This is a genomic window from Pseudoxanthomonas broegbernensis (genome assembly GCF_014202435.1).
GTDB classification, from domain to species: Bacteria; Pseudomonadota; Gammaproteobacteria; order Xanthomonadales; family Xanthomonadaceae; genus Pseudoxanthomonas; species Pseudoxanthomonas broegbernensis.
Genome location: NZ_JACHGU010000005.1, coordinates 70,904 through 96,750, shown reverse-complemented (window position 1 = coordinate 96,750; position 25,847 = coordinate 70,904). Strand labels below are relative to the sequence as shown.

The window sequence follows — 25,847 nt, the reverse complement described above, 5'->3', positions numbered from 1 at the left end:
GCCGCGCATCCGGGCGATGCCGCCCAGGGGCGCTGACCTCTACAGGAACAGGTCCGGCATGAGCGGCAGGGTGGGGTCCATCGCGTAGCCGGACAGGTCGGTGACGCCGGCCTGCGCCAGCACCTCTTCGTCGATCAGGAAGTTGCCGCTGAAGCCGGCGGCCGGGCGCACCAGCACCGCATGGGCGGCGTCGGCCACGATCTCCGGGCGGCGGCCGTTGGCGAGGTCCACGCCGGGAATCATGTTCAGCGCGTCGGTGGCGATGATCGTGCGCGGCCACAGCGCGTTGACCGCCACGCCCTGCGGGCCGAACTCGGCGGCCAGGCCGAGGGTGACGAAGCTCATGCCCATCTTGGCCAGGGTGTAGCCGGTGTGCGGCCCCCACCACTTCGGGTCCAGCGAGGGCGGCGGCGCCAGGGTGAGGATGTGCGGGTCGGGCGCCGCCAGCAGGTGCGGCAGGCAGGCCTGCGCGCAGAGGAAGCTGCCGCGCGCGTTGACCTGCTGCATCAGGTCGAAGCGCTTGATCGGCGTGTCCAGGGTGCCGCGCAGCCAGATCGCGCTGGCGTTGTTGACCAGGATGTCGATGCCGCCGAAGGCGTCCACCGTGGCCGCCACCGCGGCACGCACCTGGTCTTCCTCGCGGATGTCGCATTTCAGCGCCAGGCCGCGGCCGCCGGCGGCGGCCACCGCCTCGGCGGCGCTGTGGATGGTGCCCGGCAGCTTGGGGTTGGGCACCGCCGACTTGGCCGCGATGGCCACGTTGGCGCCATCGCGCGCCGCGCGCAGGGCGATGGCCAGGCCGATGCCGCGCGAGGCGCCGGTGATGAACAAGGTCTTGCCGGCCAGGGGGGTCATGTAGCGCCTCGGGGAAGCGGTCGCCGTGTCGAAGCGAGCGTGGATGGCTTCCCTATTGTCGCGCGGCCGCGTGTGCGGTGCATGTGGAGGGCGGGGATGAATGCGGCCCCGCGGTGGGCGACTCCCGCACTTGCAGGAGCCGACTTCAGCCGGCGACGGCACCCGGAGGCACGGGACGTCGAAGTCCCGATATGGGCCGGCCGCGCGCTCCCCGAGCCTCAGTGCAATACGGTACGCGTGGCGCTGGCCTCGATCAGCTTCTCGCGCACCTGCTCCGCGTCGCCGGCTTCGGGCGCCAGTTGCAGGTACTGGCCCAGGTCCTGGCGGGCGCCCGGCAGGTAGCCCAGCTCCAGGTAGGCCAGCCCGCGATCGCGCACGGCATCGGGCTGCTCCGGGGTCAGCTTCAGCACGCGGTCGATGCTGCGTGCGGCCCGGTCCCATTGCCCGGCCTCGGCGTAGAGGCCATGCAGGTTGCGCAGCACGCGCACCAGGATCGCACGGTTCGGTGCCGGGCTGAGGATCTTCAGCAGTACGTTGTCGTCCGGGATCTCGCCCAGGTGCGGTCGCGCCCGCTCGCGCAGTTCCTCCACCGCCAGCGGCCGGCCGCCGTTGAACGGGTCCATCACCAGCAGGCCGCCGTCCACCGGCAGCCGCACCAGGAAGTGGCCCGGGAAGGACACCCCGTCCAGCGGGATGCCCAGGCGCCGCGCCACCTCCATCTGCACCATCGCCAGCGAGATCGGGTTGCCCAGGCGCCGCTCCAGCACTTGGTTGAGGTAGCTGTTGCGCGGGTCGTAGTACTCGTCGTGGTTGCCGCTGTAGCCCAGTTCCACGAACAGGTGGCGGTTGATGGCGGCCATCTTCAGCGCGCAGGGCTCGATCGCGGCCACCTCCTCGCGCAGGTGGTCGGCGTGGGCCTGCACCAAGGCCTGGTAGGGCGTCGGGTCCAGGTCGGGATATTCGTCGCGCGCGATCAGCAGGGCCGCGTCCAGCAGCGGCAGCGACGCATCGTCGAGCCAGGTCAGTGCGTTCCAGTCGGTCAGGTGCATGCGTCGATCCCCCATGTCGCAACACTGGGGCCGCTCATCGCCAGGTTCAAGCCCCGCCTGATCCCTGTATCGGCCGCCGCGGCCGCGGATTGAGGGGTGGCTTCAACCACCGCCCGGGACGGTGGGGATGCCGGGACCGAAGCGCAGTGGCGCGCCTTCTTCCAACCCAAGCCTGGCCGCTTCGCCGGCGTTGAGTTCCAGCACGTAGCGGGCCGGGCGCCGGCTGGGATAGGGCGGGCAGCGGTCGCCGGCCGAGCACGGGGGCACGTCGCGCTGCTGCGCCACCAGCCGGCGCTCGTCGTCGAAGTAGAGGATATCGAGCGGGATCTTGGTGTTCTTCATCCAATACGCCTGCGGTTCCAGGCGGTCGTGGACGAAGAGCATGCCGTGCCCGGCTTCCAGCTTGTCGCGGAACATCAGCCCACGCGCGCGCTGCGCATCGTCGGCGGCGATCTCGACCTTGTAGCGTTCGCCGCCCAGTTCCACCCACGGCGTGCGCGCCGAGGCGCAGGCGCTAAGGAGCAGCAGCAGGGGCAGAGCGAGGCGAGGCAGGCGAGGCATGGCGGGGAGTAGGCGATTTGCTGGAGGCAGGTTCATACCTTCAGGCAAACGCAACGACGCGGTCAAGATGGCGGTGGTGGGCTGCCCGCATCTCTGGCTGCCTATGCGGCAGTTAACCCCTGAGGCGACGGACATCCCTGGCGATCTGCTCTCTGAGCTGCCTATGCGGTAGTGAACGCCACCCTTCTTGACCACCACGCTGCTGACATTCTCTGAGCTGCCTATGCGGCAGTGAACGAGCTTGGCGAGATGGCCTGCATTGGCTCGATTCTCTGAGCTGCCTATGCGGCAGTGAACCCGTGGCTGTAATCCACCTCGATGTTCGCGGTTCTCTGAGCTGCCTATGCGGCAGTGAACCCTGCATGTGGACAAGGGAGGCTTGTTTGACATCTCTGAGCTGCCTATGCGGCAGTGAACGAAGGAGTCAGGGGCATAGCGCACCTCGAATATCTCTGAGCTGCCTATGCGGCAGTGAACAGCGGCGGGGAGTTCGGAGACTTGACGGATCATCTCTGAGCTGCCTATGCGGCAGTGAACGACCACGGGCGCTCGCGTGCGGCGCTATGACTTCTCTGAGCTGCCTATGCGGCAGTGAACGGCAACGGAGCGGGAGCGACGGTGACGGCGGGTCTCTGAGCTGCCTATGCGGCAGTGAACCAGCCGCGCGGCGGCCTCCTGCTGCGCCTGCATCTCTGAGCTGCCTATGCGGCAGTGAACTTTCGGGTCGAGGCCTGCGATCTTCGCTAGCTTCTCTGAGCTGCCTATGCGGCAGTGAACTCGGCTCCGGCGTATCAGGGTAGGGAAGTGGTTCTCTGAGCTGCCTATGCGGCAGTGAACTACCCGCTGCCCTTCAAGCTCAACGTCGAACATCTCTGAGCTGCCTATGCGGCAGTGAACGGAGGCGCGTAAGGAAGCGATCATTACGAACTTCTCTGAGCTGCCTATGCGGCAGTGAACGTAGCCGGCATCCCGCATCTCGAACGCTGCCATCTCTGAGCTGCCTATGCGGCAGTGAACGATTTCACGGGCGACAAGTTGGGCATGCTCCATCTCTGAGCTGCCTATGCGGCAGTGAACTGAGCTTGCCTTCCTTGGCCATGGCGCGGAGTTCTCTGAGCTGCCTATGCGGCAGTGAACATCCTGTGGGCCGCTTGGATCAATCCGGATTTTCTCTGAGCTGCCTATGCGGCAGTGAACAGAGCCACCGCCGCCCAGGCCAGACTGATCGATCTCTGAGCTGCCTATGCGGCAGTGAACTCCAGACAAGGGCGCTCACTTTGTCACCTGCATCTCTGAGCTGCCTATGCGGCAGTGAACTTGAATACCAGCATGGCTTACCACTTCCCCATTCTCTGAGCTGCCTATGCGGCAGTGAACCGGGTGAGGATCGGCATTCTCCGGAGTGTGTATCTCTGAGCTGCCTATGCGGCAGTGAACGGTTTTGCCGTGGCCGGGCTGGCCGGTTACGATCTCTGAGCTGCCTATGCGGCAGTGAACGTGATCGTAGTGCGCTTCTGCGCATGGGTTCGTCTCTGAGCTGCCTATGCGGCAGTGAACTGCCAAACGGGAGGCATAACGACGAAGATCATTCTCTGAGCTGCCTATGCGGCAGTGAACGGTGAGCGCGGCCGGGATGGGCACGTATACGCTCTCTGAGCTGCCTATGCGGCAGTGAACAAGACGAAGGCATCCAGTTAAGAGGACCATCTTCTCTGAGCTGCCTATGCGGCAGTGAACGATGTTGACGCTGACCTACCGCAGCGAGGAACTCTCTGAGCTGCCTATGCGGCAGTGAACCCATCGTCGCCGCGCGTGATCTGTGCATCGTTTCTCTGAGCTGCCTATGCGGCAGTGAACCTTGATGATCTGACCAACTGGCTGCGCGAGTTTCTCTGAGCTGCCTATGCGGCAGTGAACACATCGCCGGTGCGGGCGGGAATCCCGCCGATTCTCTGAGCTGCCTATGCGGCAGTGAACTGACGCACATGGTTCCGCTGGCCAGCGGTTCCTCTCTGAGCTGCCTATGCGGCAGTGAACGGCAGCGTGATCCGCGACTGGTTCCAGGAATGTCTCTGAGCTGCCTATGCGGCAGTGAACGTCATCCAGTTCGGACCCCACGTCCGGATCAGTCTCTGAGCTGCCTATGCGGCAGTGAACGCCGACGGTGTCTGTGACGGCTTCGGCCTGCATCTCTGAGCTGCCTATGCGGCAGTGAACTTCTTGGCCCGCTCGGCGGTGTCGCGCAGCTCTCTCTGAGCTGCCTATGCGGCAGTGAACGCCGGCTCGCCGAGGCCCAGGCGATCGTCATGTCTCTGAGCTGCCTATGCGGCAGTGAACGATGGGGTCGCCGCCCCCAACGTATTCGACATTCTCTGAGCTGCCTATGCGGCAGTGAACCGAGTTCACCGTCATCTCGTTCCAGCTCGACCATCTCTGAGCTGCCTATGCGGCAGTGAACGCAGCGTTCACGTACAGGCCGGAGTTGTGGACTCTCTGAGCTGCCTATGCGGCAGTGAACAGCAGGCGTCGCCATCCCTGGCGAGGAGGGGTTCTCTGAGCTGCCTATGCGGCAGTGAACTTCATCAAGGCCAACCGGCTGAGCCCCAGCGATCTCTGAGCTGCCTATGCGGCAGTGAACGGCGAACTTCACGACGATGCCGACGGTGGTCATCTCTGAGCTGCCTATGCGGCAGTGAACCCGCCCGCGCGTGATCCGAAGCAAGTACGTGATCTCTGAGCTGCCTATGCGGCAGTGAACCCCCTCAGCGACGCGGCGAAGGCGAGCTGGCATCTCTGAGCTGCCTATGCGGCAGTGAACGGCACGCCGCCGGCGAAGTACCTGTTCCCCCATCTCTGAGCTGCCTATGCGGCAGTGAACCGTTCCGCGGACTGCTGACCGCTACCTGGAAATCTCTGAGCTGCCTATGCGGCAGTGAACCTTCCGCATGTGCAACCTGCCGCTCGATGACTTCTCTGAGCTGCCTATGCGGCAGTGAACTAGAAAAATATCCCGCAACTACCCATAAAATTCTATCGATGCTAAGAAAAAGGACGGCCGCTCCCCTTTTCCAGGGGCGGCCGATAAGTTTTTGATTTATATGAGGACGAAAGATTGAAAAAGAAAAGGGTTAGAACCAGGGAACGGTTGCCTCCCGGCTCAGGCCGTAGCTGTTGAATTTTCCTGGGATGGCCGTGGAGAGTAGCGGGCCATGTTGGATGAAAAGCGGAAATGATGGTTGTCCCGTGCTACGGCTTCCCAGCATCACAAATGGCAGTCGCAAACGCTCTATAGCTGAGTCAGGGATGAGGTCGGTTGCGGTTTTCTCGTCCAATCCATGCCGGCGCATGGCGCGACGGCGTAGACGGGCAGGATTGCTTTTGGCCTGCACGCGGCTTACATGGCGATGGCGGGTACCAGTGGGAGCTGGCTCAATCTCCGAGATCCTAAGGTAGTCAAGCATCCCGTTGAGCCAGGTCGTGGCCGTGAGCGCGCGCAGCGAAGTCTCTGGCCCGTGCAGGCGTACCTGGGTGCCTAGGGTGGCCATTCTCTCCTCGTATTTTGGGAAACTGATGCCGATGTTCTCGTTGTCCAGTAGTACCAGCGTGCGGTGGAGGCGGGCATACAGGCCGTTGAGCAGGTGCTGCGGCGTCAGCTCAGGGTCGGGACGCAATTGGATATCCAGGTAGTGTCCCATCGGTATCAGCCTGCGTCGCCGAATACGCCGCCACGGATCAGGGTGGCGATGACGAAGTGCTGTTGCTCAAGCTCCGGTACCTTGTCCTTGATGATCCAGCCATCGAGCACGTTGTAGAAGTCCAGCTTTTCCTTGGGCTGGCGGTAGGCTTTGCCCTGGGTGGTGACCGAGCCATAGGGTTCTACGGCGATGGGGCCATTTTCTTCGCTACCGGAATACCAGGTGTCGACGGTGCGCAGGGCATTGCCGATCTTCTGAGAGTGGATCGCGGCTACGGCCTTGTCGCCTTCACCCACGGCATACAGGGTCTTGCTCTTGTCGCCCCGGCCACGGTCGAGGATCAACTCCTGGGAGGGGAATACCTCCTGTCCGGCGCCGATGCGAACGAAGGCGGTCACTTGCAGCAGTACATGCGAGGTGCCTGCGAAGCCGGACCCGATCAGGGCAGCAAGGGCGGTCAGGTCGGCTTCCTCACTGGCGGGTGCGGACAGCGAGCGCAGCGAGTGATCGTGCGCCTGGAACGCCCACTGCGAGGTAGGCTTTCCATCCTGCATGTGTGCAACGTGAACTTCGACCTGCTCGGCACCGACGCGGTTGCGCCACAGGAAGCGGCCGTTGGCGAGATTGGCGGCATAGCGGCGTGAAAGTTCGCCGAAGCCATGCTGCTGTACGTAGCCACGCACAGTGGCGATGAGCTTGTTGCGGTAATCGGCATTGTTGCAGGCTGAAGGCTCGCCAGTACCCCCCAGCACACGCAGGGTGAACTGGACTTTCAATGTGTCGGCATCCAATGGCAGCGCGGCCACGTCGACGGTCTGCAGGTTGGGGTTCTCGATGGCGGCGTCGAGCTTGGCCGGGTCCTGGTCCTTGGTCTTGAGCCTGTTGGAAATCGTGCCGCGTACCGACTTTTCGCGGATCTTTACCGGAAACCAATTCCCGGATTCGCTACGCGAGGCCCAGGTGCCAGAGAAGAACAAGGCGTCGGAAGGGTCGAGCTTGCGCTCGAAGGCGAGAACGGAGGCGGTCTTGAGGTCTTTGGACATGATCGGATTCCTTGTCGTGGTGGACTGTCAGTCGAAATCGTAGAGCTGCTCGAACGCGTCGGCAGCCGGGTGGTAGTCGTTGCGGCAACGATAGAGGCCGGTGTCGGGTTGGCTGTCGGCGTACCAGAGCATCTGCTGCGGCGACTGCAGCCGATGCGGGCTGACCCATTCACCGATCGAGTAGAGGCTTTCGACGAAGCGGAACGGCGTGGTTGCGTCGCGTGCGTTGGCGACGCCGCCGGCCGGGTGAAGCTCGCCGAGCGCGCCATAGCCGACCGGAATAGGCACGATCCACCCTTGGCCCTTGCGGTCGTTGACCCATTCGCCCTTGCCATCATTTCCGGAGGGTTGATGGCGCCAGTTGATGCGGGACAGGGAAAGCCAGGTGTCGAGTCGTGTCGCGGAGGGGGTGTTCGCCTGCAGTTCGACGAGGCGCGCTTCCAGCCGATCCTCGCGCGATACCAGGGCGAAGCCCGGCAGCAGGCGCATGCGTGCCTTGCGGAACCCGGTCCGTCGGTCGTCTTCGGTGCCGGTCAGGTCGATGGTCCAGGGACGATAGCGGAGTCGTCCCGGCTGTGCCGGCGGCAGCAAGGTGCCGCCGGCGATCCGCATGCCGGCCAGCAGATCGGCTACTGCGGCGGTATCGGTCTCCCGGATCTCCGGCTCGCGATTCCACCGCTCGCTGCGGATCGCAAACACCAGGCTGAGATCCAGGTGGATACGGCCCTCTTCGACGATGGCCGCGGTGCCGCCATCCTTGCCAACCGGATTGCGGGTCAGGCGGAATGCCTTGACGAAGCCGCCTTCGGTGACCTGCTCCTGATGATCGTGGCAGACCATGCCGACGGCCTTGAATGCCAGGTCGAGGCCAAGCGCACGGGCCTTGCGCTCCAGCGCCCACATCAAGCCTTGGAAGGCGGTTACCGAGGGGAAGCCGTGGGTCAACGGGCTGGAGACGGCATTGGCGTTCTGCACGCGCAGGTGCGGCAGTACCAGCAGGTGGTCGAAACGGGGGCAGACGCTCATGGCTGTCCTCCCGCCGGAGCGCGCCGTTGCATCGGCACCGGCCAGGCCGCCTCGACGATGGCCTGCCTGGCCCAATGCGTGTACTCCGCATCGCCGACCGTGGTCAGCCCGGCCTCGCGCAGCTCCGCGTTGACCCAGTTGGCGAAGCGGCCGGCGACCTCGTCCGACCAGTTTCCCCGAGCGTACGCCGCATTGAAATCTTCGTCTTCCTGCTCGTGTCCTTCGCGCGCCGGCAGTTCGGTGCGCTCGGGATCGAGCCAGAGCTGCTCACACAATGGCAGGCGACAATCGGGGTCGCGGGTCCAGCCTGGTTCGAGGCGGGCCTGGATGCTCGCGGCGAACACTGGAAGCTGCAGGGCCAGTGCCTGCTCGATGGCTTCGCGTTTGTCGCGTGTGTCCGTGTTCCGGTCCGGATCGGACATAAGGAAGGAGGACAACGTTCGTACCAGCGGTCGAACACCTTCAAAGTAGGAGAATATTTCCAGCGCCGTTTCCAGGCGGAGCAGGCTCCGGGACGACTCGCGGGTCCATGTGGGCGGTAGCGAGGCCAACAGGTAATTGATGCCGCCACGTTCGCTGTTGAGCTGGGAAATGTTCTGTGGCTTCGTTCCCCCCAGCTTGCGCGCGACCAGTTGGCGGTAGTCGCGATAGGGGGCTTCGTGCGCCTCCTTCGCCCGGAAGGCTTGCCGCGCCAACTTGTTGGCTTCGCCGAACCGGGCGTCCTGGATATCGGCATGCACCGCATGGGCCAGGCTGCTGGAGAACAATGGCTGTAGCAGATGGTAGTCGCCATCGTTCGATGGCTGCCCGTCGACCAGCCAGTAGATCTGCTTGGCCGCTTCGTGCGAACTGGGGGCCGGGTCGCTGCGGATCAGGTTGCCGAAGGCCTCCATCCAGCCGGAGGCGGTGTCGGGATCCGGATGCAGCGCACTGCGCAGGTCGAGGTCGCCGGCCCGCATCCAGTCCAGCAGCCGGCGGCCTTCGACCTCGGTCTTGAGGAACTTGAATACATCCAGCGCCGCGGCGTTGCCGACCACGTCCTCGGCGTAGTCCTCGCCCAGCAGGTGCGTGCCGATCTCGGTGTGCTGCGGCAGCGTGCCGGGCGCGGCATGCAGGCTGCTGCCGCGGGCGTCCGGGTGGGTGGCCTTGAGCACGTGGGTGACGGCCTGGATCTGGCCGACCCGGCGCGCGGCATCGGCCAGCCACGTGCCGTAGTCGTACCTGGATGCCGTCCCGGCATCGTCTTCCTTGCCCTTCAGCTTGGCCTCGCGCCGCTCGTCGATGAAGGCAGTGATGGCTGAGCGGAAGGTTTTCCCTCTTTTGGTCAGATCGGGCATGTCATTTTCCCCTGTCGTGTTGTCCCCTTTCATTTCCACTCTTAACTCTCACCCATCTCACAGGTTGCGACCCCGGAATGGCGAGCCTGCCGACCGCAACTGGCATTGTGTCCCGTGGGTTCCTCGAATAAAATCCATAGTACTATCGCAAAGATAGCTTAGAAGATAGTTCTATCCCAAGGGGTGTACTGCCGAGTAGGCAGTTTTTCAGCATGCATTGCATACAATGCCGTCATTGCCTTCGGAGGATTTGAGTCCATGGCTACCGTGACAATCCGCAACATTGGCGATGACGTGAAGACGCGCCTGCGTATTCGGGCGGCGCAGCACGGGCGTTCGATGGAAGAGGAGGCCCGCAGCATCCTGCGGGCTGCGCTGAACACCGAGCCGGAAGCGAATACCGGCGCGGCGCTGGTCAAGGCCATCCGTGCCCGGGTGAAGCGGGTCGGCGGCATCGATCTGGAACTTCCGCCGCGCGAGCCGATGCGTGAGGCGCCGGACTTCGGCGAGAGCGGGCGCGGCGAGTGATCGTCCTTGACACCAATATCCTGTCCGAGCTGATTCGCGCGATACCGGAGCCGAGGGTGGTGGCTTGGCTGGAAGCCCAGACGATGGATGTGCTGTTCACGACGGCGGTTTCGCGGGGCGAGATGCTTTATGGCGTCTGCATCCTTCCAGCCGGTCGTCATCGCGACGCCCTGCTGCATGAAGTGGAGGCAATCTTCTCCACGGATATGGCAGGGCGCGTGCTGCCATACGATAGCGCCGCCGCCGAGGTCCATGCCACGCTCGCGGCCATGCGCCGCGCGCAGGGGCGCCCGATCAGCCAGTCGGACGCCATGATCGCCAGCATCGCTCGCTCGCGCGGAGCGATGCTGGCCACCCGCAACGTACGGGATTTCGAGGATTGTGGGGTCACGGTGATCGATCCCTGGCATGCCTGAGCCTTCCGGTCGCTCCGCGCAGCGCCGCTAAGCCTTGCCGAAGCCCAGCCACGGGTGCCAGTTCCAGCCTTGCGTGCTCTCCGGAACCTGCACGACGGCGAACTTCTTCGCGGCCGCGTCCAGCGGGATATCCAGGGCATCGGCCTGTTCGGCGAGCAGCGCCATCAGTTCAAACTTGCCCCAGGCCTTGATGCGTTCACCGACGTCCAGGCGCACGTCATGGCACTGGCTGCGGTCGATGGCGACGTGGAGACTCTGACCGCGTCGTGCCGGGTCTTGTTCGACGCGGTGCAGGACGAGGCGCTCTTCGTCGTCGTCGGGTAGGAAAACCAATGTTGTCTTGCGCATGGTGTCTTCGCGGAACGGTTGCTGTTGCGGCAGGACGCCGGTCAGCGCGGCCTGCGGGTACTGCCACGACCATGTGGCTTCGTCGCGCTCGATGGGGGCGTCATCGTCCAGCGCCCCCGAGGCCGCCATGCGCCGTCTCGGCAGCATGCCGGCGGCCATGCGTGCGTGTTCCAGGTCCACGAGCCGCTCCCGGCTGGACCATTCGGACTGCGGGCGTGGCCGGATGCGCGGGATGGCCGTGAGCGTGCGGTACTCGTCCGGCGACAGGAGCTTGTCCAGGCGGGGCGAGCGGAGCCGGAAGCGGCGGCTGTCGTCCTGGCGTTCGAAGCCGGGCCGGACGAATACCGGGCTGGGTTCGCCGCCGGGAAACGTCCTGCCTTCGGCAGCCTTCAGGTTGCGGTCGAACACTCGTATGTTGGGGCCATCGCCGCATTTGCCACGATGCCGCTGCACGCGCCCCGCGAGCTGGATCAGCGAGCGCATCGACGAGGGTTCGGCCACGGCCCAGTCGGCGTCCCAGTCGCGGCCGACTTCGCAGACGGGAGAGGCGAGGACGACGAACAGGTGGTCGTGTTCCGGGTGGGCGTCGAGCGCGGCACGGATGCTTGGCAAGTGGTAGACGGCCTGCCCGTCGCCGCGGCGGTTCAACGCGGTGTCGAGCTGATGCTCGATGGCCGAGCGTTGCAGCAAGGGGAAACGGGCGTGGTAGACGCACAGGTGGATACGGGTGCCTTCCGGTGCCCCGAGCGCGAACAGCCCGCGGGCCACGTCGAACAACGGCTCGATGTTGGCCATGCGGACCAGGCCGAAACTGACCTGCTTGCCGCTGACGGGATCGATCTCCGCGTGGTCGGCGTGCAGTTGCAGGCATGCCGTGCGCACATGTCCGGCGAACTCGGCGCGGATCTGCGCTCCCGGTACGCCCTTGGCGATCAGCAGGGGAAACAGCTCGGCCCGGCGGAATGGCCCGGCTTTTTTCAGCTTCACCACGCGCTTGTCCACAAACTGCGCATGCCGGCCGGAAAAGACCTCGGCATTGGCGCAGCTTGCCGTTTGCGCGCCGAACTCGTCGGCCCACAGGCAGGGCACCTCGATCGGCCCCGCATGGGCTCCACCATGGGCGCCGCGGTTGCGCCGGTACTGGATGCGCCCGGCGCGATAGGCCAGGAACATGCCTTCCACCAGCGCCGGCGGCAGCGTGGCCGAGGACAACACCACGCGCGTGCCGAGCATGCCGGCCCAGTGCACCAGCCGCGTCAGGGCGGGCAAGTCGTCGAGGTCGTAGTCGTCCAGTTCGTCCAGGACCAGGTCGGCGCTCATCAGCCGCAGCATGGGCGCGATCTGGCGGCCGGCACGCAGTGCCTCGGTGGCGGGCACCATGTGATCCACGGTGCAGGCCAGCATCGGTGCCGACAGCAGGCTGCGAATGTTGGGGTCGTGCAGCGCCCGCGACAGCAGCGGGTGGTCGGTGACCACGCCTTCGTAGAGGACGTGGCTGTCCTCCTCGATCAGGTCCTGGACCGAGGCGGAGCCATGGGCTTCGGCCTTCTGTTCGTAGTACTCGAACAGGGCGCGGCTGGCCGAGCCGCCTACCCGGATCGCCAGTTCGTCTTCGCCCAGGTGCAGGTCGTTGCGATAGCTGCGACCGGTCTGCAGCGTCAGCGTGCGCAGGCCCAGGGCGAAGGTGGCGCGCATGCCTCGCTGGGGATCGGCCAGCGCGTGGAGGATGCGGGCGTTGGCAAGGGTCTTGCCGCAGCCGGTGGAGGCCATGTTGACGACGAAGGCGCCATGCTCCCGCGCCGCCTCGCGCAGTGCCGTGGCGGCGTCGGCCGCCTTGTCCTGCCAGGAAAACCGGGGATCGGCGCTGCGCTTGCGCAGGCCACGGTGGTTGGCCAGGCGCGGCAGGTGCCGCTCGAAACCGGGCAGGGCATGGGCAATGAGGCCGGCATCGCGGGCCACGCCCAGCAGGTGCTCGTCCAGCGGTTGCTTGAGGCGGCCATCGCGGCCGGTATTGGCGTACAGGCGGGTGTTGCCGTCCCCCTGCACGCGCAATGGCGAACCGGGAGGAAGGCTGGAGTAGTGGTGGTCGGCCAGCATCAGGCTGAGTCGGGCCAGGTGCACGACGTAGGGGTTGCGCAGCCAGTCGTTGCCGCGACGCAGGCGCAATCCGAGCAGGCTTCGCGCGAGTCGTGCGGCCTGGGCGCGCCACTTTGGCTCGATCACCGGCAACGGACCGGCGGGTTGCCAATACGGTTCGATCCTGGATCGTTCGGCTTCCTGGCGGATCTCGTTCCAGTCGTGCGCGACCCGGGCCAGGGGGGATTCCAGCCATCCCGTCACTGAGCCTGGGTAGCGCTTGCCAAGCCAATCCTGGCTGCCATCCTCCCTGGCGACCGGTGCCAGCGGCAGACGGTGGTGCGTGAGCACGAGCCAGGCAACCGCGGCGGCCAGCGGGGGCAGATCGCGGAACGGATATCTGTCGATGGCTCCCAGTCCGTCGCGTTGGTAGCGGTCGGATGCGATCCAGGCCTGTTCGTCGAAAATCTCCGGGTCGGCCAGGCGCTGCAGCCAGCCTTCGTCGTCGTCCTGGCCGACGAAGGCCAGGAACAGGCGCAGCGAAACCCATTCGTGGCGATAGAGGTTCCGCTCCTGCAACTCGCCACGCAGGCGGGCCTGGAAGGCCAGGCTGGCCTTGCCCAGGTCGTGCAGCAGGGCCGCCAGCTGCGCCAGCAGGCGGATGTCCTCGGCGGTGTGCCAGTCGTTCTCGTCACCGGCACGCAGTACGTTGCGCACCGTGGTGTCGGTGGGAACCGCGCCCTCCGCATTGAAGCGGCGGGCGTCGCCGACGAGCCACAACAGTTCGCTGTGGTCCTGGCCGCGGATCCAGTGGCAGGCGACGGCCGTGTTCTTGCGTGCGGTCCTGCGCAGCAGCTTGCGCAGGGTGTCCAGGCCGGACTGGGTGATCGGGGTCTGCCAGGTGCGATCGCCGCGGCGCTCGGCGAACTGGTCGAGGATGCGCCGGGTTTCGGTCAGGGCACGCTTGTCGCATTGGGAAATCAGCAGGATGTTCATGCGGCCTTGCCCGCCGTCTCCAGCGCCACGGCCTTGAGCGTGTCGATCATGAAGTCCAGCGATTCGCTGCGGGTCAGCGCCTCGATGCAGCCACGGCGGAACGCCTGCTCGTCGTCGCCCCGCATCGCCGACAGGAACGCCTGCGGCAGGATGCTGGCATCCTTGACCAGGTCGGCTACGTCGAATACCAGGCCGCCGCGGCGGGTCTTGCCGTGCAGCACCGCCAGTCCATGCGGCAGGCCGAGTACCCAGGTTGCGGTGGCGCCCAGGCCATACGCCAGGTAGTTGCCGTGGTCGAGGAAGCGGTTCGCCGGATCGCTGCCGCTGCCGCGTTTGGCCCGGGTGAAGTCGCCATAGCCGACGGTGTCCACCGCCAGCTTGAACAGGGCCTTGGTCAGGCGTGCTTCCTCGGTCAGCAGGGCGGTATTGTCCTGGGCCAGTTCGATCTGGCGTGCGGTCCGCTGCAGCAGTTCGTCCAGGCGGCCAGGATCGGGGGCGAAACCGGCCTCGCGCAGGTGGCGGTGCGTCCATTGCCCGTGCAGCCGTGCCGTGCGGGCGCGCTGGAACGCCTTGGCCGCGTACAAGCGCAGGTCGTCGTCGAACCAGAACTTCACCCAGGCCTGCAGGTACTCGGTGGACCGGTACTCGCTTTGTGGCGAGAACCACGCCACTTCCACGTCCATCTCGTTGGCCGAGAACAGCGGCGTGCCGCCGCCACCGCAGAAGCCGACCAGCACGCCGGCCTTGGCCAGTTCGCGCATTGCGGCCTGGGTGATCGAAGTGCCGGTGCCGAGCAGGATCGTGGTGGTGTTGGCGATCGGGATGTTCCAGTACAAGGAACGCTTGCCTGCGTCGGTGACGTATTCGACGCGGCCGCCATTGACCAACACGCGGCAATGTTGCAGGTAATAGACGTTCGCCCGCTTCGAATGCAGGATCGTCTTCAGATCCGACGGTGACAGATCGTCCATCGCGCCCCCTTCCTGCTATTCCTTGCAGCGGGGCTTCGATACCCCCGCCCGGAGCCTATCCATATGCGGGGCGCGTCTCAAATCCTGAGGCTCGGTTCAGGGATGGCACTGGCGCTTGAGGCCAGGCGGCATGGGCGATGTGGGGCGGGCGAGAAGCCTGTCGCTGCTGGCCGGGCGGCTACAGCACCTGCGGCGGCTCCCCGCCGACGATGACGACGTCGGCCGGGCGGCGGGCGAACAGGCCGACGCTGACCACGCCGGGGATCTGGTTGAGTTCGGTCTCCATGCCCACCGGGTCGGTGATGGACAGGTTGTGCACGTCCAGGATCCAGTTGCCGTTGTCGGTGACCACGCCGTCGCGCCAGACCGGCTGGCCGCCGGTGAGGGCGAGGATGCGCCGGGCCGCCAGGCTGCGCGCCATCGGGATCACTTCCACCGGCAGCGGGAATCTGCCGAGCACCGGCACGCGCTTGGCCGGGTCGACGATGCAGACGAAGGTCCGGCTGGCCTCGGCGATGATCTTCTCGCGGGTCAGCGCGGCGCCGCCACCCTTGATCAGGCGCTTGTGCGGGTCGCACTCGTCCGCGCCGTCCACGTACAGCTCCAGCGGGCCGGCGGCGTTGGCGTCCAGCACCTCGATGCCCAGTGCCTTCAGCCGCGCGGTGCTCTGCTCGGAGCTGGATACCGCGCCGGCGATGCGCTCCTTGATCCGGCCCAGGGCCTCGATGAAGTACGCCACGGTGGAGCCGGTGCCGACGCCGACGATCATGCCGTCCTCGACGTAGTCGATGGCCTTCTCGCCGGCCTGGCGCTTCGCTTCGCTCATGGGTCGTTTCCAGTGGTGCCTTCTGTAGGGGCCGGCTTCAGCCGGCGATGCGCCGCGTCGGCGCGGGCGGCTCCCCGTTGTCCCGGCGCCCGTGTTGTGGGCCGAAGCCGGTTCCCATGGGGCGGCGCAGGCCGATCGCGTTCGATGGCGGCGGGTTCATTCCAGCGACAGCAGCAGCTTCCACTGCGCGGCGGTGACCGGGAATACCGACAGGCGGCTGCCGCGCGCGGTCAGCGGGAAGCCTTCGCCCAGTTCGTCGGTGTGTCGCTTGATTTCCTCCAGCGCGATGGTGCGCTTGAGCTTGCGCTCGAAGGCCACGTCCACCAGGAACCAGCGCGGCTGCTCGCGGGTGGCCTTGGGGTCGTGGTAGTGGGACTTGGGGTCGAACTGGGTATCGTCCGGGTAGGCGGTGCTGGCCACGCGGGCGATGCCGACGACGCCGGGCACCTTGGTATTGGAGTGGTAGAACAGCACGCCGTCGTCCACGTGCATGCCGTCGCGCATGAAATTGCGCGCCTGGTAGTTGCGCACGCCGTTCCACGGCTCAGTGCCGACCCGCTGCAGGTCGTCGATGGAGAAGGCGTCCGGTTCGGACTTCATCAGCCAGTAGCGCTTGCGGGGGGTCATGCGGGTGCGGTTCCGGGGGCGTCGTGCGCGCCGTCGTGGAGGGAAGGAAAGGTGGCGTCCTCGGTGCAGATCGCGTCGGGCGCCACGTCCCAGGCGGCGGCCTCCAGCGCTGGCACGCGCTGCGCGGCGAAGCCGGCGCCCACCAGCCAGGGCGGCGCGGCGCGGTCGCGGCGGAACGCGAAGCTGCGATCATACCAACCGCCGCCCATGCCCAGCCGCCGGCCGGCGTCGTCGAACCCCACCAGCGGCATCACCGCCAGCGCCAGGTCCTCGGCGCGCAGGCCGGAGGACGGTTCGACCGCGGGTTCGGGGATGCCGAAGCGGTTGGTGACCAGCGCATCGCCCGCGCGCCAGGGCGCGAAGCGCAGGTGGTCGCCCTCGTGCAGCAGCGGCAGGCACCACACCAGGCCCGGCGGCAGCCGCATCTGCAGCACGTGCAGGCCGATCTCGCCGTCCATCGCCCAATAGCCGGCGACGTAGCCCGACGTGGGCAGGAAGGGCAGGGCGAGGATGCGCTGCGCCAGCGCCTCGGCCGCAGCGATCCGGGTGGCGGGCGGCAGCGCGCGGCGGCGTTCGCGCAGTTCGCGGCGCAGCGTGGCGCGGTCCTGGGTCATGGCGGCCGGAAGAGGGAAGGGAACGCGCATGATCGCGGACCCGCCAGGCGGCGCCAAGCCCGTTCGGCCACGGCCGTGCCCTTGGCCCTTCATCTTTTCGTCCTTTCGCCTTGCAGGAGCCGACTTCGGCCGGCGGTCGCGTCGAAGCCACGGAATCGTCGGCACCCGGGCACGGCGGTCGCCGGCTCTCCCCGGCTTCTGCAGTCAGTGGCCTACGGGCTGGCGGCCATCTCGGCATGTCGCGCGCCGGGACCAGGAACAAAAAACGACGCCCCCATGAGGAGGCGTCGTCGGAAAGAGCATTCTCCGCCATGGCGATGCGGCGAAACGACCTTGAACCCGAGGTTCAAGTGGGAACGCTAGGATACCTTCGGGCTTCCCGCTGCGTGGCGGACATGCACCCCCGGCGTCGTCGCATCCCCGGTGTCGTTTTTAAGGGACAAGGCGAATGTTTTGCCACTGTCGCGCACGGCAGAGAACGCAAGGGGATTATAGCGCCAAGCGCGGAACTTCCCCAGTGCGCCGACGGCCGCGACCGCGGCGCGGCCATGAGGGGTTCAGTGTCGCAGGGGGACGGTGGCGGCGGTTTGCCGCATTCAGTCCTGCGCCGGGCCGAGCATGCCGTCCAGGCGCCGGTGCAGGGCGTCGAGGGTGCGCGCCAGTTCGCGTTCGCGCGCGTCGCGCTCCTCGCGCGCCTGCTGCAGCTCGTGGGCCAGGTTGAGCGCCGCCAGCACCGCGATGCGGTCCAGCGAGACCACGCGGTTGTTGCCGCGCAGCTCGCGCATGCGCGCGTCCAGCATGCGCGCGGCGGCCAGCAGGCTGTCGCGCTCGGCGGCGGTGACGCCGACGGTGTAGTCGCGGTCGAGGATGCGGACCTCGACCGGCTGGGCATCGCTCATGTGTGCTGCTCCAGCGACTTCAGCCGCGCGATCATGGCCTCCACGCGCGAGCGCGCCTGCTCGTTCTTGCTCAGCAGTTGCGCGCGCTCGCCCACCAGTTGCTCCTGCTGCTGGCGCAGGCTGCGGTTCTCGTCGGCCAGGCGCTGGCAGCGTTCGACCAGGGCCTCGACCCGCGCGGCCAGGGCGCGGAGCTGGGCGATGGCGTCGGCGGGCGGTTCCATGGCGGCCACGATAGGCAGCGCCCGGCGGCCCGGTCAAGCGGCCGGTGCCATGGCGGCCGGCGGCTTCAGTCGGGCAGCAGGGTGGGCTGGCGCAGGAACGCCAGGCAGGCGTCCTGCTCCATCGCCGCGGCGATGTAGTGGCCCTGGATCTCGTCGCAGCCGTGTTCGCGCAGGAACTGGAGCTGGGCCGCGGTCTCCACGCCCTCGGCGACCACCAGCAGCGACAGCGAATGGCCCATCGCGATCACGGTGCTGGTGATGGCCTCGTCGTCCGGGTCGCAGGCCAGGTCGCCGACGAACTCCTGGTCGATCTTCAGGGTGGTCAGCGGCAGGCGCTTGAGATAGGCCAGCGAGGAATAGCCGGTGCCGAAGTCGTCCACCGCCAGGCCCACGCCCAGGGCGCGGCAGGCGTGCAGCACGCCGGCGCTGCGCCCGACGTTGTCCATGATCGCGCTCTCGGTCAGTTCCAGTTCCAGCAGGCCGGCGGCCACGCCGGTCTCGTCCAGGATGCGCGCCAGGGTGGCGGCCAGGTCGCCGCGCAGCAACTGGATCGCAGACACGTTCACCGACATGCGCATCCCGTCCAGGCCGGCCTCGTGCCAGCCGCGCAGGACGGTGCAGGCCTCCTTGAGCACCCATTCGCCGATCTCCAGGATCAGCCCGGTGTCCTCGGCCAGCGGGATGAACTGGTCCGGCGGCACCAGTCCGAACTCCGGGTTGCGCCAGCGCAGCAGCGCCTCCACCCCGACCACCCGGCGCTCGTGCAGCGAGTAGCGCGGCTGGTAGACCAGGGCCAGTTCGCCGCGCTCCAGCACGCGCCGCAGCAGGCTGGACAGGGTGGCGCGGCGGCGCGCGGACTCGTCCATGTGCGCCGAGTACACCTGCCAGGTGCGACGGCCGGCCGACTTGGCCTGGTACATCGCGGTGTCGGCATGCTTGATCAGCTCAGTGGGCGCATTGGCGTGGCCGGGGAACAGGCTGATGCCGATCGACGGGGAGATCGTGATCTCGCCATGCTCGCCGCACACCAGCGGCTCGGCGAAGGCCTCCAGCACCCGGCGCGCGGCCTCCTCGGCTTCCTCCGGCGCGGCCAGCGCCTCCAGCACCACGGTGAACTCGTCGCCGCCCAGCCGGGCCACGGTGTGCTGGGTGCCGACCGCGCGCTGCACCCGCTCGGCCGCCGCGCGCAGCACGCGGTCGCCGACCGCGTGGCCGAGGGAGTCGTTGACATGCTTGAACCGGTCCAGGTCCAGGAACAGCACGGCCACGTGGCCGCCTTCGCGGCGTGCCCGCACGATCGCCCGGGCCAGCCGGTCCGACAGCAGCGAGCGGTTGGGCAGGCTGGTCAGGGCATCGTAGTTGGCCAGATAGCGCAGCTCCTGCTCGGCGCGCTTCTGCTCGGTGATGTCGCTGAGCACCACCACGTGGAAGTTGAACTCGCCGGCCATGTCGCCGATGCCGTTGTGGCGCACCTGGCACAGGATCTCCTCGCCGTCGCGCCGGGTCATCCACACGTTGCCCTGCCACTGCGGGCGCCGCGCCAGTTCGTCGCGCAGCGCGCCGGGGAGGCCATCGTGGCGTCCGGAGTCGAGCAGCGACAGGGGGCGCCCGAGCGCTTCCACGTCGCTGTAGCCGGTGATCAGGGTGAAGGCGGGGTTGACCGCCACGAAGTACAGGTCGTGGTCGAGCACCGCCACCGCCTCGCTCATGCTGCGCAGCACCTCGCTGGCGATGCGGCGCTCGGCGTCGGCGTGGCGGCTGGCGGTGGTGTCGCGCGCGGTGCCGGCCAGGCGGCGCGGGCGCCCGCGCGCATCGCGCTCGACGGTGCGGCCGCGCACCCGGGTCCATATCCAGTGGCCGTCGCCGTGCAGGTCCACCCGGTGCTCGGAGGTGAACAGCGGCTCGCGCCCGCGCAGGTGCGCGCGCAGGCGCCTGCGCACCTGGCGGCGGTCCTGCGGATGCACGGCCGGAAGCGGCATCTTGCGGCTGGTCACCGAAAGGCCCGTGCCGGACGGCAGTTCGCTCTCGTCGCAATCCAGCACGTGCAGGTCGCGCCGGGCCAGGTCGAAGTCCCAGAACCGCTCGCCCGAGCCCCACAGCGCCACGGTCAGGTGTTCCTCGCGGGCGCGCAGGATGGCGGCCTGGGCGGCGTGGCTGCGGCGCCAGTGCCACAGCAGCAGGAGCACGGCCAGCAGCAGGCCGGCGGCCACGGACATCAGGATCGCGGTCATGGCCTTCCACTCCGGCTTGGGAACCCGCACTGTCGGTGACGCACGGTGCAACTGGGCGGCATGGCATGACCGGCGTGACGGGACGATCGGACCCAGTGTAGGCACGCGCCGACAACGCCGACAAGCGGGATGCCGGACCCGGTTGCTACACTTCGGCGTACCTGGCGCCGGGCGATCCGTGCCGGCTCGGCCATCTTCCCGGAAAGGAGTTTGCGCGCGCATGCAGGAATTGCCCACCGCCGACGAAGTCGCCGCCGCCAGCCGCGAGCTGGGCCTGGCCGCCTCGGCCGCCGAGCTGCACGGGGCGCTGTGCGGCTGGCTGTGCGGAGATGGCGGCGACCTGGCCGATTGGCCGGCCCGGGTGCTGGCCGACCCGTCGCTTCCCGCGCCGCCGCCGGGTTCGGCGCTGGACCGGCTGCGCCAGGGCAGCGCCGCCCGCCTGGACGATGGCGAGTTCGCCTTCCAACTGGTGCTGGACGACGACGATGCGCCGTTGCACCAGCGCGCGCAGGCGCTGTTCGACTGGTGCCGCGGTTTCCTCGGCGGCTTCGGCCTGGCCGCCGGCGCCAGCCCGCCGCTGTCGGAAGAGGGCGCGGAGGCGTTGCAGGACCTGGGCAAGCTGGCGGGGGCGCGGGTGCAGGACATCGACGAGGACGAGGAGGACGAATCGGCGCTGTCGGAGCTGGAGGAGTTCGTCCGCGTCGCCACCCTGCTGCTGCATGGGGACTGCGTGCTCGGCCCGCGGCATCGCCGCCGCCTGAACTGACATGCTGCGCGCGCTCACCGGCATCTCCGGCGCCGAGTACGCGCGCCGCCGCCGCCAGCTCATGCGCCTGGCCGGCGAGGACGCCATCCTGGTGCTGCCCAGCGCGCCCTTGCGCGTGCGCAGCCACGACACCCACTACCCGTACCGGCAGGATTCCGACTTCTGGTACCTGTGCGGCTTTCCCGAGCCGGAGGCGGTGCTGGTGCTGGTGCCCGGGCGCCGGCATGGCGAGGCGCTGCTGTTCTGCCGCGAACGCGACCCGGTGCGCGAGGGCTGGGACGGCCCGCGCGCCGGCCAGGAAGGCGCGGTGGACCGCTACGGCATGGACGACGCCTACCCGATCGACGACCTGGACGACATCCTCCCCGGGCTGCTGGAAGGCCGCTCGCGCGTCTACTACCACTTCGGCCGCGATGCCGAGTTCGACCTCAAGCTGATCGGCTGGCTCAACCGGGTGCGGGCGCAGGTACGCCACGGCGCGCAGCCGCCGCACGAGTTCCTCGAACTGGGCCACCTGCTGCACGAGCAGCGCCTGTTCAAGTCCAAGGACGAGGTCCGGCTGCTGCAAAAGGCGGCCGCCATCAGCATGCGCGCGCACGAGGCGGCCATGCGCGCCGCGCGCCCGGGCGTGCACGAATACGAGCTGCAGGCCGAGATCGAGCGCGTGTTCCGCGCGTCCGATGCCTGGCCGGCCTACGCCAGCATCGTCGGCGCCGGCGCCAACGGCTGCGTGCTGCACTACGTGGCCAACGGCGCCAAGGTCCAGGACGGCGAGCTGGTGCTGGTCGATGCCGGCGCCGAGTACCGCAACTACGCCGCCGACATCACCCGTACCTTCCCCGCCAGCGGCCGCTACTCGAAGGAGCAGCGCGCGCTGCACGACCTCGTCGGCGCGGCCCAGGCCGCCGCGCTGGAGCAGGCGCGCCCGGGCGTGGCCTGGACCGCCATCCACGACGCGGCGGTGGAGGCGCTGACCGAGGGCCTGCTGCGGCTGGGCCTGCTGAAGGGGCGCCTGGAGGCGAGCATCGCCGGGAAGCACTACGAGCGCTTCTATCGGCACAAGAGCGGCCACTGGCTGGGCCTGGACGTGCACGACGTGGGCGACTACCGCATCGACGGCGAGCCGCGCCTGCTGGAGCCGGGCATGGTCCTGACCGTCGAGCCGGGGCTGTACGTGGCGGCCGACGAGGCATCGGTGCCGGCCCGGTGGCGCGGCATCGGCATCCGCACCGAGGACGACGTGCTGATCACCGCCGAAGGCCACCGGGTGCTGAGCGAAGGGCTGGCGCGCTCGGCCGACGAGATCGAAGCGTTGATGGCCGGGGGATGACGCGGGACGAAGGCTCCCGGCGCCTGGGGCCCGTCGCCGACCGAAGCTGGGTTCCTGCAGGGCGCCAGCGGCGGCGGCCCTTGAAATGCCTGCCTAGGCAGTTATATCCTGCGCACCCATGGCGCCCCGTCCCCATCCCCGCGAAAGCCTCGGCTACCTCGTCGCCGACCTCGGCCGGCTGTTCGGCCGGGTGTTCGACCGCCGCGTCGCCCACCTCGACCTGACCCGGGCGCAGTGGCGCGCGCTCAAGCGGCTGGCCTGCGCCGAGGGCGCCACCCAGGTCGAGCTGGCCGACCAGTTGGACATGGAGCCGATTGCCGTCGGCCGCGTCATCGACCGCTTGCAGAAGGCCGGCTTCGTCGAGCGCCGCGCCGACCCGGCCGACCGGCGCGTGTGGCGGCTGTACCTGCGCCCCCAGTCGGCGCAGGTGACCGACGAGGTCGAAGCGGTGGCCCGGCTGCTGCGCAAGGACGCCACCGCCGGCATCGGTTCCGCCGACCTGGCCACCACCCTCTCGGTCCTGGGCCGGGTGCGCGCGAACCTGACCCAGCTCGACCGCGAAGGCCGCGGCGAGCCCTCCCCCAAGAGCTGACCCCCATGACCGGCAAGCCCGACACTGCCGCCGCGGCCGCAGCCGCCGCCCCGTCTCCCGCCCGCAGGCGCCGCGTGCCGGTGTGGCTCTGGATCGCCGGGCCGCTGGCCGTGGCCGGTTTCTTCGGCTGGGAGTGGATGCAGGCCAGCCGCCAGGTCGGCACCGACAACGCCTACGTCAAGGCCGAGCGCATCCTCATCGCGCCGCAGGTCGGCGGCCGCGTGGTCGAGGTCGCCGTCGGCCAGAACCAGCCGGTGAAGCGGGGCGACCTGCTGTTCCGGATCGACACCCGGCCGCTGGAGATCGCCCTGGCCCAGAACGAGGCGCTGCTGGCGCACATGGCCAACAGCGCCAGCGCCAGCCGGGCCAAGGCCAGCGGCGCCGGCACCTCGATCCGGGCCGCGCGCGAGACCCTGGCCTGGGCGCAGCGCGACCTGCAGCGCATGCGGCAGTTGGCCGGGCAGCAACTGGTCTCGCGCAAGATGCTCGACGACGCCCGCCACGCCGTGGCCGAGGCGCGCACCGACCTGGCCGACGCCGTCGCCTCGGAGAACGAGGCCACCGCCAGCCTCAGCGGCGACGCCGCCACCCCGACCGAGGACCTGCCCGACTACCGCGCCGCCACGGCGATGGTGGCCAAGGCCAGGCTGGACCTGGAGCATGCCCAGGTGCGCGCGCCGGTGGACGGCATCGTCGGCACCCACGACCTGCAGGCCGGCGAGTTCCTCGCCGTCGGCCAGACCGCGATGCCGCTGGTGGCCACCGGCCGGCAGTGGATCGAGGCCAACTTCAAGGAGACCGAGCTGACGAGGATGAAGGTCGGCCAGCCGGCGACCGTGGAGATCGACAGCTATCCGGGCGTGAAGTGGCAGGCGCACGTGGCCTCGATCGCGCCGGCCTCCGGCGCCGAGTTCAGCGTGCTGCCGGCGCAGAACGCCACCGGCAACTGGATCAAGATCGTGCAGCGCATCCCGGTGCGGCTGGAGATCGACGGCACCGGCCGCGACGATGCGCCGGTGCTGCGCGCCGGCATGAGCGCGCGGGTCAGGGTCGACCTGCGCGGCGAGGCGTCGTCCACCGCGGCGGCGGCCGCCGTCTCCCATGCGCAGCCGGCCGCTGGCCAGCACTGAGCCCCACCGCCCGTCGCCCGCCGCCGCATGATCCGTGCGCGGCGGCCGGTACCCGTTTCCGCGGAACCGCTTCCGGAACCCCCCGCCATGATCCAGCGCCTCAACGCTTCCGAGGGCGGCCGCCGCGCCTTGCTGGTCGGCTCGGTGATGCTGGCCACGCTGATGCAGGCGCTGGACACCACCATCGCCAACGTCGCCCTGCCGGACATGCAGGGCGCGCTGTCGGCCACCCAGGACCAGGCCGCGTGGGTGCTGACCAGCTACATCGTGGCCGCGGCCATCCTCACTCCGGTCACCGGCTGGCTGGCCGGGCGCCTGGGCCGGCGCCGCCTGCTGATCGTCGCCGTGAGCGGCTTCACCGCCGCCTCGCTGCTGTGCGGCATCGCCACCGGCATCGGCCAGATGGTGCTGTTCCGCATTCTGCAGGGCGTGTTCGGCGCCTCGCTGGTGCCGATCTCGCAGTCGCTGCTGCTGGATGCCTTCCCGCGCGAGAAGCACGGCGCGGCGATGGCGATGTGGGGCATGGGGATCATGGTCGGCCCGATCCTCGGCCCGCCGCTGGGCGGCTATCTCACCCAGTACTACAGTTGGCACTGGGTGTTCCTGATCAACCTGCCGGTCGGCATCCTGGCGCTGGTCGGGATCGCGGCCAGCGTGAAGCCGGAAGCCCCGCACCGGCGCCCGCTCGACGGCACCGGCCTGGCCCTGCTGGCGCTGGGCATCGGCGGCCTGCAGTTGTTCCTGGACCGCGGCCAGAGCCAGGACTGGTTCGGCAGCCTGGAGATCCAGGTCGAGGCCGCGTTCGCGTTCCTGGCCCTGTACCTGTACGGGCTGTGGTGGTGGAACCGGCGCGACCGCGCGCTGCTGGACCTGGGCCTGCTGGGCAACCGCAACTTCGCGGTGGGCTGCGTGTTGATCTTCGTGGTCGGCATCGTGTTGTTCGCCACCCTGGCGCTGCTGCCGCCCTACCTGAGCGCGCTGATGCACTACCCGGTGCTGACCATCGGCCTGGTGCTGGCGCCGCGCGGGGTGGGCACGATGTTCGCGATGATGCTGGTGGGGCGCATGCTCGGCCGGGTGGACGCGCGCATCCCGATCCTGGCCGGCATGGGCCTGATCGTGTACTCGCTGTACGGCATGGCCGGGTTCGGCACCGAGGCCTCGGTGCAGGCGGTGGTGTGGCTGGGCGTGGCCCAGGGCGTGGGCCTGGGCCTGGTGTTCGTGCCGATCTCCACCGTCGCCTATTCGACCCTGCCGCCATGGCAGCGCACCGAGGCGGCCAGCATCTTCAGCCTGGTGCGCAACATCGGCTCGTCGGTGGGCATCTCGATCGTGTTCACGCTGCTGGCGCGCGCCGGCCAGGTCAACCATGCCGAGATCGGCGCGCGCATCCCGGCCTACGGAGCCGAGCAGACCCTGGTGCCGGCGCTCTGGAACCCGGCCACCGCCACCGGCGCGGCGCTGCTGGACGGCGAGCTGCTGCGCCAGTCCGCGGCGATCGGCTATGCCAACGATTTCTGGCTGATGACGGTGCTGACCCTGTGCGCCATGCCGCTGGTGCTGCTGATGCACAGCGGTCGCCATGGGCCGGCACCGGGCCCGGGCATGGCGGCCGAGGCGCATTGAGCCGCCGCCGAGGACGGCGGACCCTGCCCCCGGAACGGAAGCGGGCGGCAGTTGCCCGCCGCCCGCTTCTTTTTGTCTCGAAGC

At 68.3% G+C, this 25,847-nt stretch carries 22 protein-coding genes, 1 other RNA gene and 1 CRISPR repeat array; of the genes, 7 read left to right on the top strand and 16 right to left on the bottom strand.

The window, feature by feature from the left end:
• Positions 1–39: 39 nt before the first annotated feature.
• From HNR76_RS11225 to csy1, 7 genes are all read right to left on the bottom strand, one after another.
• A complete protein-coding gene (locus HNR76_RS11225) occupies positions 40–855 on the bottom strand; it encodes an SDR family oxidoreductase (RefSeq protein WP_162310323.1) in 816 nt (271 codons plus the stop codon).
• Between the two features lie 218 nt (positions 856–1,073).
• Positions 1,074–1,919 carry a SirB1 family protein gene (locus HNR76_RS11220; RefSeq protein WP_162310324.1) on the bottom strand — a complete coding sequence of 282 codons (846 nt, stop codon included), beginning with the start codon at positions 1,917–1,919 and terminating at the stop codon, positions 1,074–1,076.
• Positions 1,920–2,006: 87 nt separating this feature from the next.
• On the bottom strand, positions 2,007–2,465 hold the full coding sequence (locus HNR76_RS11215) for a DUF192 domain-containing protein (RefSeq protein ID WP_162310325.1): 459 nt from the start codon (positions 2,463–2,465) through the stop codon (positions 2,007–2,009).
• 149 nt (positions 2,466–2,614) lie between these two features.
• A CRISPR array of direct repeats spans positions 2,615–5,463; the repeat unit is 28 nt; unit sequence TCTCTGAGCTGCCTATGCGGCAGTGAAC.
• A 130-nt stretch (positions 5,464–5,593) separates the two neighbouring features.
• On the bottom strand, positions 5,594–6,160 hold the full coding sequence (gene cas6f, locus HNR76_RS11210; RefSeq protein ID WP_162310326.1) for a type I-F CRISPR-associated endoribonuclease Cas6/Csy4: 567 nt from the start codon (positions 6,158–6,160) through the stop codon (positions 5,594–5,596).
• A gap of 5 nt (positions 6,161–6,165) precedes the next feature.
• Positions 6,166–7,203 carry a type I-F CRISPR-associated protein Csy3 gene (gene csy3 / locus HNR76_RS11205; protein WP_162310327.1) on the bottom strand — a complete coding sequence of 346 codons (1,038 nt, stop codon included), beginning with the start codon at positions 7,201–7,203 and terminating at the stop codon, positions 6,166–6,168.
• A gap of 27 nt (positions 7,204–7,230) precedes the next feature.
• Complete coding sequence (gene csy2 / locus HNR76_RS11200; RefSeq protein ID WP_162310328.1) at positions 7,231–8,229, bottom strand: type I-F CRISPR-associated protein Csy2; 999 nt, start codon at positions 8,227–8,229, stop codon at positions 7,231–7,233.
• A complete protein-coding gene (csy1, locus tag HNR76_RS11195; RefSeq protein WP_162310329.1) occupies positions 8,226–9,566 on the bottom strand; it encodes a type I-F CRISPR-associated protein Csy1 in 1,341 nt (446 codons plus the stop codon). The genes csy2 and csy1 overlap by 4 nt, the downstream gene beginning before the upstream one ends.
• A gap of 258 nt (positions 9,567–9,824) precedes the next feature.
• On the opposite strand from csy1, the gene HNR76_RS11190 reads away from it, so the two are divergent.
• Both HNR76_RS11190 and HNR76_RS11185 read left to right on the top strand, forming a co-directional pair.
• Positions 9,825–10,094, top strand: a complete 270-nt coding sequence (locus tag HNR76_RS11190; RefSeq protein WP_162310330.1) for a FitA-like ribbon-helix-helix domain-containing protein — start codon at positions 9,825–9,827, stop codon at positions 10,092–10,094.
• Positions 10,091–10,510, top strand: coding sequence for a type II toxin-antitoxin system VapC family toxin (locus HNR76_RS11185; RefSeq protein ID WP_162310331.1), 420 nt, complete (start codon positions 10,091–10,093; stop codon positions 10,508–10,510). Before HNR76_RS11190 ends, HNR76_RS11185 begins: the two co-directional genes overlap by 4 nt.
• A gap of 27 nt (positions 10,511–10,537) precedes the next feature.
• Here the strand turns inward: HNR76_RS11185 and cas3f are convergent, their stop codons facing one another.
• From cas3f to HNR76_RS11140, 9 genes are all read right to left on the bottom strand, one after another.
• Positions 10,538–13,930, bottom strand: coding sequence for a type I-F CRISPR-associated helicase Cas3f (gene cas3f / locus HNR76_RS11180; RefSeq protein ID WP_162310332.1), 3,393 nt, complete (start codon positions 13,928–13,930; stop codon positions 10,538–10,540).
• Positions 13,927–14,901: a type I-F CRISPR-associated endonuclease Cas1f gene (gene cas1f / locus HNR76_RS11175; protein WP_162310333.1), complete on the bottom strand. Its 975-nt coding sequence runs from the start codon at positions 14,899–14,901 to the stop codon at positions 13,927–13,929. Before cas1f ends, cas3f begins: the two co-directional genes overlap by 4 nt.
• A 178-nt stretch (positions 14,902–15,079) precedes the next feature.
• Positions 15,080–15,727: a ribose-5-phosphate isomerase RpiA gene (rpiA, locus tag HNR76_RS11170; RefSeq protein ID WP_162310334.1), complete on the bottom strand. Its 648-nt coding sequence runs from the start codon at positions 15,725–15,727 to the stop codon at positions 15,080–15,082.
• Between the two features lie 156 nt (positions 15,728–15,883).
• Positions 15,884–16,354, bottom strand: a complete 471-nt coding sequence (locus tag HNR76_RS11165) for an EVE domain-containing protein (RefSeq protein WP_162310335.1) — start codon at positions 16,352–16,354, stop codon at positions 15,884–15,886.
• Positions 16,351–16,968 carry a 5-formyltetrahydrofolate cyclo-ligase gene (locus tag HNR76_RS11160; protein ID WP_162310419.1) on the bottom strand — a complete coding sequence of 206 codons (618 nt, stop codon included), beginning with the start codon at positions 16,966–16,968 and terminating at the stop codon, positions 16,351–16,353. The genes HNR76_RS11165 and HNR76_RS11160 overlap by 4 nt, the downstream gene beginning before the upstream one ends.
• A gap of 299 nt (positions 16,969–17,267) precedes the next feature.
• A non-coding RNA gene (ssrS, locus tag HNR76_RS11155) (6S RNA) lies at positions 17,268–17,449 on the bottom strand.
• Between the two features lie 115 nt (positions 17,450–17,564).
• On the bottom strand, positions 17,565–17,867 hold the full coding sequence (locus HNR76_RS11150; protein ID WP_162310336.1) for a cell division protein ZapA: 303 nt from the start codon (positions 17,865–17,867) through the stop codon (positions 17,565–17,567).
• Positions 17,864–18,088 (bottom strand): TIGR02449 family protein, encoded by a 225-nt coding sequence (locus tag HNR76_RS11145; RefSeq protein WP_162310337.1) that lies wholly within the window; start codon positions 18,086–18,088, stop codon positions 17,864–17,866. Before HNR76_RS11145 ends, HNR76_RS11150 begins: the two co-directional genes overlap by 4 nt.
• Before the next feature lie 65 nt (positions 18,089–18,153).
• Entirely contained in the window at positions 18,154–20,319 is a 2,166-nt protein-coding gene (locus HNR76_RS11140) for a putative bifunctional diguanylate cyclase/phosphodiesterase (RefSeq protein WP_162310338.1), read from the bottom strand.
• A 220-nt stretch (positions 20,320–20,539) separates the two neighbouring features.
• Here HNR76_RS11140 and HNR76_RS11135 point away from each other — a divergent pair, with 220 nt between their 5' ends.
• The 5 genes from HNR76_RS11135 to HNR76_RS11115 all read left to right on the top strand — a co-directional run bounded on the left by HNR76_RS11135 (position 20,540) and on the right by HNR76_RS11115 (position 25,763).
• Positions 20,540–21,085, top strand: coding sequence for a UPF0149 family protein (locus HNR76_RS11135; protein ID WP_162310339.1), 546 nt, complete (start codon positions 20,540–20,542; stop codon positions 21,083–21,085).
• Between the two features lie 4 nt (positions 21,086–21,089).
• Positions 21,090–22,415 carry an aminopeptidase P N-terminal domain-containing protein gene (locus HNR76_RS11130; protein ID WP_162310420.1) on the top strand — a complete coding sequence of 442 codons (1,326 nt, stop codon included), beginning with the start codon at positions 21,090–21,092 and terminating at the stop codon, positions 22,413–22,415.
• A 118-nt stretch (positions 22,416–22,533) separates the two neighbouring features.
• On the top strand, positions 22,534–23,007 hold the full coding sequence (locus HNR76_RS11125; RefSeq protein WP_162310340.1) for a MarR family winged helix-turn-helix transcriptional regulator: 474 nt from the start codon (positions 22,534–22,536) through the stop codon (positions 23,005–23,007).
• 5 nt (positions 23,008–23,012) lie between these two features.
• Positions 23,013–24,137, top strand: a complete 1,125-nt coding sequence (locus HNR76_RS11120; protein WP_162310341.1) for an HlyD family secretion protein — start codon at positions 23,013–23,015, stop codon at positions 24,135–24,137.
• 87 nt (positions 24,138–24,224) lie between these two features.
• Positions 24,225–25,763: an MDR family MFS transporter gene (locus tag HNR76_RS11115; protein WP_211373167.1), complete on the top strand. Its 1,539-nt coding sequence runs from the start codon at positions 24,225–24,227 to the stop codon at positions 25,761–25,763.
• The last annotated feature ends 84 nt before the right edge of the window (positions 25,764–25,847 follow it).

What these genes read in the sequence shown, in the direction of transcription:
- HNR76_RS11225 (WP_162310323.1), bottom strand. Translation starts at nt 855, where the DNA reads ATGACCCCCCTGGCCGGCAAGACCTTGTTCATCACCGGCGCCTCGCGC.
- HNR76_RS11220 (WP_162310324.1), bottom strand. Translation starts at nt 1,919, where the DNA reads ATGGGGGATCGACGCATGCACCTGACCGACTGGAACGCACTGACCTGG.
- HNR76_RS11215 (WP_162310325.1), bottom strand. Translation starts at nt 2,465, where the DNA reads ATGCCTCGCCTGCCTCGCCTCGCTCTGCCCCTGCTGCTGCTCCTTAGC.
- cas6f (WP_162310326.1), bottom strand. Translation starts at nt 6,160, where the DNA reads ATGGGACACTACCTGGATATCCAATTGCGTCCCGACCCTGAGCTGACG.
- csy3 (WP_162310327.1), bottom strand. Translation starts at nt 7,203, where the DNA reads ATGTCCAAAGACCTCAAGACCGCCTCCGTTCTCGCCTTCGAGCGCAAG.
- csy2 (WP_162310328.1), bottom strand. Translation starts at nt 8,229, where the DNA reads ATGAGCGTCTGCCCCCGTTTCGACCACCTGCTGGTACTGCCGCACCTG.
- csy1 (WP_162310329.1), bottom strand. Translation starts at nt 9,566, where the DNA reads ATGCCCGATCTGACCAAAAGAGGGAAAACCTTCCGCTCAGCCATCACT.
- HNR76_RS11190 (WP_162310330.1), top strand. Translation starts at nt 9,825, where the DNA reads ATGGCTACCGTGACAATCCGCAACATTGGCGATGACGTGAAGACGCGC.
- cas3f (WP_162310332.1), bottom strand. Translation starts at nt 13,930, where the DNA reads ATGAACATCCTGCTGATTTCCCAATGCGACAAGCGTGCCCTGACCGAA.
- cas1f (WP_162310333.1), bottom strand. Translation starts at nt 14,901, where the DNA reads ATGGACGATCTGTCACCGTCGGATCTGAAGACGATCCTGCATTCGAAG.
- rpiA (WP_162310334.1), bottom strand. Translation starts at nt 15,727, where the DNA reads ATGAGCGAAGCGAAGCGCCAGGCCGGCGAGAAGGCCATCGACTACGTC.
- HNR76_RS11165 (WP_162310335.1), bottom strand. Translation starts at nt 16,354, where the DNA reads ATGACCCCCCGCAAGCGCTACTGGCTGATGAAGTCCGAACCGGACGCC.
- HNR76_RS11160 (WP_162310419.1), bottom strand. Translation starts at nt 16,968, where the DNA reads ATGACCCAGGACCGCGCCACGCTGCGCCGCGAACTGCGCGAACGCCGC.
- HNR76_RS11150 (WP_162310336.1), bottom strand. Translation starts at nt 17,867, where the DNA reads ATGAGCGATGCCCAGCCGGTCGAGGTCCGCATCCTCGACCGCGACTAC.
- HNR76_RS11145 (WP_162310337.1), bottom strand. Translation starts at nt 18,088, where the DNA reads ATGGAACCGCCCGCCGACGCCATCGCCCAGCTCCGCGCCCTGGCCGCG.
- HNR76_RS11140 (WP_162310338.1), bottom strand. Translation starts at nt 20,319, where the DNA reads ATGACCGCGATCCTGATGTCCGTGGCCGCCGGCCTGCTGCTGGCCGTG.
- HNR76_RS11135 (WP_162310339.1), top strand. Translation starts at nt 20,540, where the DNA reads ATGCAGGAATTGCCCACCGCCGACGAAGTCGCCGCCGCCAGCCGCGAG.
- HNR76_RS11125 (WP_162310340.1), top strand. Translation starts at nt 22,534, where the DNA reads ATGGCGCCCCGTCCCCATCCCCGCGAAAGCCTCGGCTACCTCGTCGCC.
- HNR76_RS11120 (WP_162310341.1), top strand. Translation starts at nt 23,013, where the DNA reads ATGACCGGCAAGCCCGACACTGCCGCCGCGGCCGCAGCCGCCGCCCCG.
- HNR76_RS11115 (WP_211373167.1), top strand. Translation starts at nt 24,225, where the DNA reads ATGATCCAGCGCCTCAACGCTTCCGAGGGCGGCCGCCGCGCCTTGCTG.